Annotated in this window: 10 protein-coding genes and 2 pseudogenes; all 12 read left to right on the forward strand. The window is 27.8% G+C overall.

From position 1 onward, the window contains the following. The first annotated feature begins 326 nt into the window (after window positions 1-326). The 12 genes and pseudogenes from ACWUD1_RS05490 (at window position 327) to ACWUD1_RS05545 (ending at window position 8,645) form a co-directional block, all read left to right on the forward strand. Window positions 327-1,430 (forward strand): plasmid maintenance protein, encoded by a 1,104-nt coding sequence (locus ACWUD1_RS05490; RefSeq protein ID WP_472757144.1) that lies wholly within the window; start codon window positions 327-329, stop codon window positions 1,428-1,430. A gap of 9 nt (window positions 1,431-1,439) precedes the next feature. After that, window positions 1,440-2,000, forward strand: coding sequence for a DUF226 domain-containing protein (locus ACWUD1_RS05495; RefSeq protein ID WP_472757145.1), 561 nt, complete (start codon window positions 1,440-1,442; stop codon window positions 1,998-2,000). Then, window positions 1,976-2,725, forward strand: coding sequence for a ParA family protein (locus ACWUD1_RS05500; RefSeq protein ID WP_472757146.1), 750 nt, complete (start codon window positions 1,976-1,978; stop codon window positions 2,723-2,725). The genes ACWUD1_RS05495 and ACWUD1_RS05500 overlap by 25 nt, the downstream gene beginning before the upstream one ends. A 38-nt stretch (window positions 2,726-2,763) precedes the next feature. Beyond that, window positions 2,764-3,303 carry a chromosome replication/partitioning protein gene (locus ACWUD1_RS05505; protein WP_472757147.1) on the forward strand — a complete coding sequence of 180 codons (540 nt, stop codon included), beginning with the start codon at window positions 2,764-2,766 and terminating at the stop codon, window positions 3,301-3,303. 470 nt (window positions 3,304-3,773) lie between these two features. Beyond that, on the forward strand, window positions 3,774-3,905 hold the full coding sequence (locus ACWUD1_RS05510) for a hypothetical protein (RefSeq protein WP_472757148.1): 132 nt from the start codon (window positions 3,774-3,776) through the stop codon (window positions 3,903-3,905). Window positions 3,906-4,405: 500 nt separating this feature from the next. Then, on the forward strand, window positions 4,406-4,558 hold the full coding sequence (locus tag ACWUD1_RS05515) for a hypothetical protein (protein WP_472757149.1): 153 nt from the start codon (window positions 4,406-4,408) through the stop codon (window positions 4,556-4,558). A gap of 77 nt (window positions 4,559-4,635) precedes the next feature. Beyond that, window positions 4,636-4,782, forward strand: coding sequence for a hypothetical protein (locus ACWUD1_RS05520; protein WP_472757150.1), 147 nt, complete (start codon window positions 4,636-4,638; stop codon window positions 4,780-4,782). A gap of 876 nt (window positions 4,783-5,658) precedes the next feature. Further along, window positions 5,659-5,835, forward strand: a complete 177-nt coding sequence (locus ACWUD1_RS05525; RefSeq protein ID WP_472757151.1) for a hypothetical protein — start codon at window positions 5,659-5,661, stop codon at window positions 5,833-5,835. Window positions 5,836-6,360: 525 nt separating this feature from the next. Continuing rightward, window positions 6,361-6,962 (forward strand): annotated as a pseudogene (gene ruvA / locus ACWUD1_RS05530) (Holliday junction branch migration protein RuvA). A 229-nt stretch (window positions 6,963-7,191) separates the two neighbouring features. Continuing rightward, window positions 7,192-7,302: pseudogene (locus ACWUD1_RS05535) on the forward strand (hypothetical protein); the annotation flags it as partial. Beyond that, entirely contained in the window at window positions 7,283-7,456 is a 174-nt protein-coding gene (locus ACWUD1_RS05540) for a hypothetical protein (protein ID WP_472757152.1), read from the forward strand. The pseudogene ACWUD1_RS05535 and the gene ACWUD1_RS05540, both read left to right, overlap by 20 nt. Before the next feature lie 802 nt (window positions 7,457-8,258). Then, window positions 8,259-8,645 carry a hypothetical protein gene (locus ACWUD1_RS05545; RefSeq protein WP_472757153.1) on the forward strand — a complete coding sequence of 129 codons (387 nt, stop codon included), beginning with the start codon at window positions 8,259-8,261 and terminating at the stop codon, window positions 8,643-8,645. The last annotated feature ends 565 nt before the right edge of the window (window positions 8,646-9,210 follow it).

Genomic DNA, 9,210 nt, shown 5'->3' on the forward strand with positions numbered 1-9,210 from the left:
TCAGGTCCTTTAATATTCGTTTCACTAAAAATTATTCTGAGCCCTAAGCCTCTGTAAATATGTTACCAACTTCATTCGTACATATATGTTTTATGTTTCATGCTGAAGATTAAGATCAACTGACCTTGTAAACTTGAAACATTTACCCTTCTTTCTACATTTGGTAAACGTTTTCCTAATATACTACTGATCCGATTTCTTTTAATTTCTGCTCTATTGTTTTTTTGTCAAACTTATAAAAAATAATTTTAGGAAAATCACAGTTTACTTTTTAATACTTTATGAGTTACTATATGTAGTAGTAATTCATTATAAAGGAGATTTGAATGAAAAACACTAAACCATCCAAAAACAAATACCAACATAAATTAATTACATTGACATCTACGTTAGATTACATGAATAACACGTTTAAGCAATACACTCAAAGTGATATACTTTATTACTTTAATGGTAACTTAAAAAGGAATGGACAGAACCTGATTACAATTAAAACACTACAAAATTATCTTTATAAATTAGGAAAAACATTACAAGTTACAATTAATTATCATAAACATTTGGGAGTTAATATGGGTACTGAAATTTACTACAAGCTTCAGCATTCTAAGAAAGAATGCTACAGTATAATAAATCGATATTTTAAAGATAAAAAGGAAGAAAGATTTCAAGGTCGTGTTAATGCATATATCAAAAAGAATTGTAATAAAGAAGGGGATGTGGAAAATAAGGAATGTTTATATAATAAATATAATAATAAAAAAGAAGAAGAAAGAAAAAAAATTGAACTCTTTCAAACAATTAAATATGCAAAAAAATGCAACTTTAAATCAAAAGCATATATACACATTCTGAATTCAGAAATGAAAAAAGAAAATAAAATTTTCTCACTCAAAATATTGAAAAACAATGAAAATTTCTTCTATAATTCAAAGAAATTATATTCAATTAATAAAAGTAACGCTAAAAGCAAACTTATATTTAAACAAAAAAAATTAAAAGAAATACTATCAATAACAAAAATCAATTTAGAACAAGAAGGATATGATCGTAAACAACTGGAAGAAAACATAAAAAGAATATTTGATAGATACAAAAATAAACCACACTTCATATTAGAACAAAATAAGTACAATGATTTAAAAAGGGTAATAAATAAACTCAATAAAACAACTAAATGTATCGAGAAAAAAATAGAGGATAAAGAAAAAATTAGAAGCAATATATTTAGCATATTACTTGACAGATTAAGGTATAAAATGAATATTAAGGCACTAATACCGATACTAAAAAATTATTTGAACAAACAAAACAAATTAGAGTATGAGAGGGTGTTTAATAATCATTACTACCATGAACTTTCAGATATAGTAGAGGAGAACAAAAAAGTTTATTTAAAATTAGAAGAACTTGAGGAAAATGTCACTTAAGGATTGATTATGGATAGTATAGTAAAGCATCCTAGAGAAAAGAAAATAACAGTTGTATCCAAACAAAAAAAATTACTTTTTATAAAAATAGAAGAAATTGAAGGTAAAAAGTTATACCATACAAAAATTATGATGGATTTATGCATGTTTGGTGTTAATAAGAAACAAAATAATAAATTTTTTATTGCATTTAGAGGATTATTTAACCAAGAAAAAGCAGAAGCATTTAACTTATTTGCTTTAGAAAAAGATGACAAGTTTTTAGGTATTTATTATGGATATAGAAAACCAATAAAAAATGTTGTTAAAAAATATGAGGAAGATGGAATAATGAAAGCATATACATTATCAAAAGCTTATTACATAGAATTCCGATTTAAAAAAGGCAGTATCTTTTGCTATATCAAGGGACTTGCTCGGTTGGTTAAAAAAGAAAAGACTGATACAAAGTATTGCAGAGTTCTAATGACAATACTTTCAAATCTTGAAGAGCAGGTATATGGATTTTATGGCAGAAAATTACCAGATGGAGGGTTTATAATCAAATGGATAAAAAAAAACCTGAAATAATAACAATTGCATCAATTAAGGGAGGTGTTGGCAAAAGTACGAGTGCAATAATTTTTGCTACCCTTTTAGCTCAGAAATATCAAGTTTTATTAATAGATATGGATACACAAGCATCTTCTACTAGTTATTTCATTAATGAAATAGAAAAACGAAAAGTAGATATTGTTCAGTTCAATATTTATGAAGTGATAAAAAATAATATAAGTATTAATGAATCAATTGTAAACATCAATGATGGTTTGGACTTAATACCAAGTTATTTGAGTTTGTATCAATTCAATGCGGAAACAATTTTATTTAAAGAGATGAGATTAAAAGAAAATTTGCAATTACTTGATTTAAAATATGATTACATAATATTGGATACTAATCCAAGTTTAGATTTTACTTTAGTCAATGCTTTGGTTGTGAGTAATCATATAATAGTGCCTATGACAGCAGAGAAATGGGCTGTAGAAAGTTTACAGTTACTAGAGCATTTTATTAAAAAGGCAGGGTTTAGAATACCTATATTCTTAATTGTGACAAGATTTAAAACTAACAAAACACATAAATATTTGTTAAGTATGATAGAATCCAGAAATAATTTTTTGGGCTTTATTAAGGAACGAGAAGATTTAAATAGAAAAATAGCTAACAATGCTCCTTTCAATATTGATAAAGATTATATAAGAGAATATCAAGATATATTTAACAAATTTTTGCAAAGAATTACTATAACATAAATTTTTTGTCCATTTAATGGACAAAAGGAGGACAAGAAATGCAGGTTCAAGTAAATGACAGAGTTTTAAAAAAAATTGATGACCAAGAAGAACTAAGGATATATTATAATAGACTAAAGGAAAATTTTATAAATTCCTTTAAAAAGGAGATATTCTATAAAATAGAATGTATGAAAATCTTAAAAGAAATAAGAGATAATGGTTATTATAAAATAGATGGGTTTAAAACTTTTAATGCATTTACTAGAAATTTTAAAATAGCTAGGAGTCAGATATATAATTATTTGAAGTTGGCAACTGCCATGGAAAATGGACTTGTAAGTGAGGAGTATCTGATAGAAAATGGCATTAATGAGTCACTTGACTTAATAAAAAACAAAGAAATTGAGGAAATAAAAAGATCAAGACAGAATCCAATAAAACCATTGAGGTTCCAGCTTAAAAATCAAGGCAGTTATGATTTTTATAAGAAAAATGCAAAATTTGCGGCATTCTTTTTAGATAAGATTTTTGAAAATCAACAAGATTTACTTGAGAAGTTTTTCAAAGAATTTAAAAGTTTGAAGGTAGATAGATAGTGAGTATTTATGGGAAATTTGGCATATAAACAATATAAAACAGAAAATTGAGGAAATGAATTTAGGGCTTTAGTGAGGCCGGTAATGGATTTTGTTTTACTACATAATGATAATTATACTTTTAAAGTTTTGATTAAAAAAGACAAATAATTACTGATTTTGAGTATATTTCTTAATTTTTTAAATAAAGCCCCCATCAGTAGATATAAAGCAATAACTTTGAGACCAAAAGCAATGTTTTTAGTAGTATTTTCTTAAGTAAGTGCAATGTTTTTTTCTTATAAATAGTGAAGAGATTGTTAATAAACTTGGAAGATTGTATGTCAGCTATAAATTTTAATAGCAAATAAATATGGTTTTTGTCAGAGTTAAATTCACTCAGGATTACTTTTCATAAAGATTATATATGTTTTATTCTCTGACAAAGAGAAGCGGCAATCTTATTGTTTATGCATTTGTGTCTATAATTGGTGACTAAAACTAATGATGAAAGAATAAGTGTTAAAAAGGAAGTTGTTGGTGTTGATATGAAGATGATAAACTTTTTGGTAAGTATTGAGAAGGTTAGAAAAAGTAATTCTTTTGTAAAAAGAAACGGTTAAGATAGAAATGTATAAATAATAATCTTTAGCAAAGATTTAAATTATTGAATATAATAGTTGATTTTAATTGAAATTTGTTGTATTTTAAATATTGTTTGTAGTGCTTGTCATTTTTAGTACTACCTTTATAATGAATCGTTTGTTAGAACTTAATTAAGGATTCTGCTAAGAATTTTTAATTAAGTTCTAATTTTTGATCTTAAATTTTGGTGATTCAATGTTATATATTACATTTTGTAAATGTGGTAAAATCTGGGGTTTTTGGGGGGGGCAATATGGAAGGGAATAAGAGATTTATACCAAGTCATTTTAATTTTTGAGATTTATGAGAATAGTAGGTCCATGTTGGTGAAATTAGATTATGATAGACATTTGCTTAATTCGGCTCGGAGAGACATATGGAGCATTGTTGAATGTGGCAAAAAACATTAGCAAACACAGCAACAAAGATAGTAGGAGTAGGAACCAATATGAATGTGTTAAAGTTATGATTTAAGATAATGCTGCTAGCAAGTAGGGGGGGTTATACAGAGGAACTAAAGGGAGGCAATATCAAGTGCAGTGTACAAGACATTAAGAATGTTAACGCTAGCGATCTTAAGCATTTAAATACAGGTAAAGATTCTAAGAGGTATAGTGAAACTTGTTGTTGAAAGCTTTTCACTAACTATGTTGAGTAACCTATTTGGGAGGGCAAATGCCAAGTTAAGGGATAGAAGTTAGTTGTTTAATGCGGAACGCAATTTTTTTTGATAAGTATCAGGCAAGATTCGACTCATTTACGAATGTTAAGCGTAGGGTCTTAGCAGGAATTGAAAATCAAATTAATGATTTTGCTAAATCTAATTATAGATTTGTTGGTGAGCATATAGATTGATAAAAAGAAATTTCGGGAACTCATAGAGAAATACTAACCCTATCTGAAAGATAGCGAGATAAAACCAACCTAAGATTTGAGGAATTCATTAATGTTAAAAATAAATAGTTTATTTCACGACATAGTGAGAGTTTTACAGGACTTAATGATTCGGATAAATAGATTTTAATTTCACTTGAGAGTCAAGTAACTGAATTTGAAAAAACAATTTTAGACTAAGGATTTACTTACAAGTATAAGGAGATGCAGAGACGGGTAGTTGATATGCAGTTTAGTGCGAGTTTTTACTTCTTTAAATTTAAAGAGCGCAGAAAGACAATTCAAACTATTTTTTATAGAGATATATTTGATGAAGGGATGTAATAGTATGTCAAAATTGATATTGAATCGCTTAGTATACCAGATACTTTAAAGCTTGTTTTTTAGTGTTTTATACGTAATATACGTGATAGTTCTTTTTATAGTTTTTTGGTATTTAATATGTTTTTTTCCTTTGATGACATTGTTAATCTATAAGGGGTCAAGTGATACTATTTTGTATTATGTGTTTTCATTTACAATAGCTGTTGTATTACTTCTTTAATTAATTTTTTCTATAGTCTGCTTTCATAGAAACTATCATTGATATTGGAGGGATTAATCAGGAGAGAGACGCTGAGGATACGTAAAAGGAGGCAAAGAATTGAGAGTAGTATATCAACTGCAGAAGCTAAAATGAAGGAAAAACAGCGAGCGTATAAGATTTGTTAGAGATTAACATTGAAGTTGGATCACATTTTTCTCAGTGAAAAGAAAAGTTATATGGAAAAAATTGAGATGGCAAACAGTGAGGATAAATAATTGAATAGGTAGATTAATGGTTATCTTGAGACTTTTTTGAAAAATTTGAGTGAAGAATTTAGAGATTTGAGTGTAGTGAGAAAAGTCAATAAGAATAATTTTTCAACCTTTAGTTTTATTTTTTTAAGGGGGGTATCTGATATTGTTAAGAGAGCTGGTTATGTTGGTATATTTTTTGTACTTATACTTTTAAGTATTTTCTATAGGCCTTAATATAGTTTTGTTTGGTGTTGTCAGAAGTAATTCTATTAATCTTTATAAGAAGCGGTTGTAACTGATGAGACAAGGACAGATTGAGAATAAGGAGAAAGTAAGGGATGTTTATTTATTTGGGCAAATTTGTAGAGAAGACATTAAGAGTGTTAAAATTTGTTGGAGCTAATTTAGAGATTAATAAACTATACTATTGAATCTATTAGACAATAATGTAAGAAAATGATGTAAATGAGTATGAGGTTAGAAGAGGGCTGAAGATTTTTAAGACAGAAAAATTTACCAACAAGTATAAAGAACGGATTGATACTAAATGTTGATTGAGTATCGTCTTTTTATGAAAGTTTTAGCAGTGGCATAAGATACATTGGAACGGAAAATATATTACTTACAGTATTGATATTTGATTTGAATACTTTCAATTAATGATAGGCTACAAAAATTAGTCTTAACAAAGATATAAATTCATTGAAAAGAGAACTAAATTATAACACTATAAAACATATAGTGTTATAATTTAGTTCTATGATGAATAAGATTTATGGTAAGGTTGTAGAGAAGCGAGAGGCTAGTATCGTTATTTTAGCAGGGTTCTTTGAGTTTGAGGTTTTAGTTAGTTATTTTTGTAGGCAGAAACTGAATTTGTTAGAAGACGTTGAGATATTGACCTTCCTTCATTTGAGAGAGAATGAAATTAGTCTTTTTGATTTTTAGATATATCAGAAAGAAAAATTTTTGAGAAGTTACTAGAGGTTAATGGAATAGGACCACGAGCAGCTATAAAGATACTGTCTGGCATGAAATATAATGAATTTATAGATGCGGTTGAAAGTGAGAATGTAAAGCTTATTTCTAGCGCAAAAGGTGTTGGTACTAAGATGGCGAGCAAAATAATTTTGCAGCTTAAGGGGAAGCTTATCATAGCTGATGAACTGATTTTAGATAGCCCAGAAGATGTGTTTAAATTTAAGGAGCTTGAGCAGTCAATTGTTAGTATGGGATTTGACAGAAAATTGGTTGTATCTACAATCAAGGAAATCTTACTTACCGATGAATTCTTAATGTTAAGAGAAGTCGAACAAGAACAATTTTTGATAAAAGAGGTATTAAGAAGAATTACAGGTTAATATGGAGCTCTTAGATGAAATTTGAGAGCAGAATTGACGCTCTGTAAGTTCTGATAAGGATTTTGTATATGATCAGAGTGAGAATGAATTTAGGCCAAAATCTTTGAAAGATTTTGCAGGGCAGTCCCATATTATAAAGGGAAATTTAGAAGTTTTATAAAGGCGTCTAAAGGCAGAAAATGAGTCTCTAGACCATGTTTTTTTAAGTGGCCCTTCACCAGGATTTTGGCAAGTTAGTGTTATTGCTTTTGAAATGAATACTGCAATTAAGGTAACTTCAGCTCCAGCGCTTGAAAAGCCAAAAAGGATATTGTTGATATTTGGAAACATCAGAGGATAAAAGCATTCTATTTATTATTGATGAGATACATAAACTGAAATCTGTAATAGAAGAGATGCTTTCCATTGTTATGGAGGATTATAAGAATGTCAAAATGTGTGTTGAGAGATTAGCAATTTCTATTGGCGGTAGATTTTCTTGGGAATTTTTATAATCCTTATCTCATTTTGAAGGGGATTAATACAGGTTACTGGATTTTGCATATTTAACATATGAGGTTGACTCAAAAGATTAAAATAGTAAAGATATTAATAGTGGACAGGATGATTAATGTTTTCAAAGATGTTTATTTTAATTTGTAATCAGTAAAAAATAAGTGCATATTGTTTATTATGAAGTAAAAATATTAAGAATTATTGTTTTTTGTTTGTTCCTTTCTAGGTAAATATCAATTTTAGTTCACTTTTTAGAAAAGATATCTTGCTCAATTGTTATATAATTATAAGTTTCAGTATGTTATTGTAATTTCTATGTTAAGCACGGCCTGAAATAGTAAGATTGCTTCTTGTGCTAGGACCATTTTTTGTGAGAGAAATGTGTCAATGAAATGAACATGTATAGAAAGTGATCAAAACCATTTACTATGCAATTAGGAATCAACTTAATCTACTTAGTGGTGTGGTCAAAATCTGCTAACAATATTTGAATTAAATCTTACAAAGATGTTATTGTCATCAGAACAAACCATTGTCTAAATTGATATATATTTTTTTATTAGGAGAGAAATATATATGATTAAAAAAATGTATTTATATCAGAGATATTTATGTTTATGGTTGTTTTTGTTGTTTAGTAATAAGTTTTATTCTACTAATGAGATAGAAGTTGCTTACAGCGTTACATTCGTATGACCAAATTAAAAGGTATATTGATAGAGCACTTAAAATAGCAGATAAGATTATTAGAGATAAGATTAAGTTGCGATTTTAATTACTCAGATAAGAGATGGTCAGTATATGACTACTATAACAACTGAACACATAATGGCAAAAGAAAAATTGAAAAAATATTCGTACGATCGTCTAAAAAGTGATCTTAGGAATCTTTTAAGTAGTATAAAAAGTTCCTTAAACACTTTAAAGTATTTACAGGGATATTCTGGTAGCAGGAAGGAAGGAATAGTAATAGAAAGAATCTTGATAGATGCGTATAGTAAGTTAAGAAGAGCAGAGAATGTGTACGGACAAAACGTGGAAAAAGGTGCCATAATTGAAGTTGCGGGTGCGAGTACTGTAGAACAAGCATACTGTGCATTGGATAGAGATTATTTTAAAAATTCTATAAAAAAGCTAAAGAAAGATTTAGAAGATGCTAAGAGAGAGTTAAATAAATTTAGTAGGTAACCATAGAGGCGACAAATAAGAATATCCACCTATAAGCTTAGTAACAAAATATATAGTTAATTCTTGTTTTACATCGTTTTTGTGATCAAAAATATTTTTTTTGAGAGTATTTTATATATTTCTCTCTTTATTAGGGAGAATAGATACCACAATTATAGTAGAGTAGAGTAATTTTTTCAAAAAAAGAATTCATACTAAGTGTGTAATCTAGGTTTGCTATTGTTTTTTGTAGGTTGTGATTTACAGTTTGATGTTGAGGTCATTAAGAAAAAATCTATAAGCCTTTTGACAAGTTTGGTTTTATCTTGTTAGGGGTGGGGTATAATTGGTTTTGATGAAGAATATGGTGATGGGAGTAAAAACAATGGTATTGCTTTAGAAGAAAAATATATCAAATTGGAAGGAAAGGAGGTAGTCAGGGTTCGATTTCTGTACTATTTGATGTTAGGAAATGATTTTTAGGATTGATTTTGATTGATTTATTTGTTTTATAAGAGAAATTTTGGTAATAATTTTTAGGTTTATTTTGTTTGTAGTTCAGTTTTGTACTATTAACAATTAAATT

Source organism: Borrelia tillae (assembly GCF_055693965.1).

Coding starts and splice junctions, on each gene's coding strand:
- ACWUD1_RS05490 (WP_472757144.1), top strand. CDS start 327: ATGAAAAACACTAAACCATCCAAAAACAAATACCAACATAAATTAATT.
- ACWUD1_RS05495 (WP_472757145.1), top strand. CDS start 1,440: ATGGATAGTATAGTAAAGCATCCTAGAGAAAAGAAAATAACAGTTGTA.
- ACWUD1_RS05500 (WP_472757146.1), top strand. CDS start 1,976: ATGGATAAAAAAAAACCTGAAATAATAACAATTGCATCAATTAAGGGA.
- ACWUD1_RS05505 (WP_472757147.1), top strand. CDS start 2,764: ATGCAGGTTCAAGTAAATGACAGAGTTTTAAAAAAAATTGATGACCAA.
- ACWUD1_RS05515 (WP_472757149.1), top strand. CDS start 4,406: ATGCTGCTAGCAAGTAGGGGGGGTTATACAGAGGAACTAAAGGGAGGC.
- ACWUD1_RS05520 (WP_472757150.1), top strand. CDS start 4,636: ATGCGGAACGCAATTTTTTTTGATAAGTATCAGGCAAGATTCGACTCA.
- ACWUD1_RS05545 (WP_472757153.1), top strand. CDS start 8,259: ATGACTACTATAACAACTGAACACATAATGGCAAAAGAAAAATTGAAA.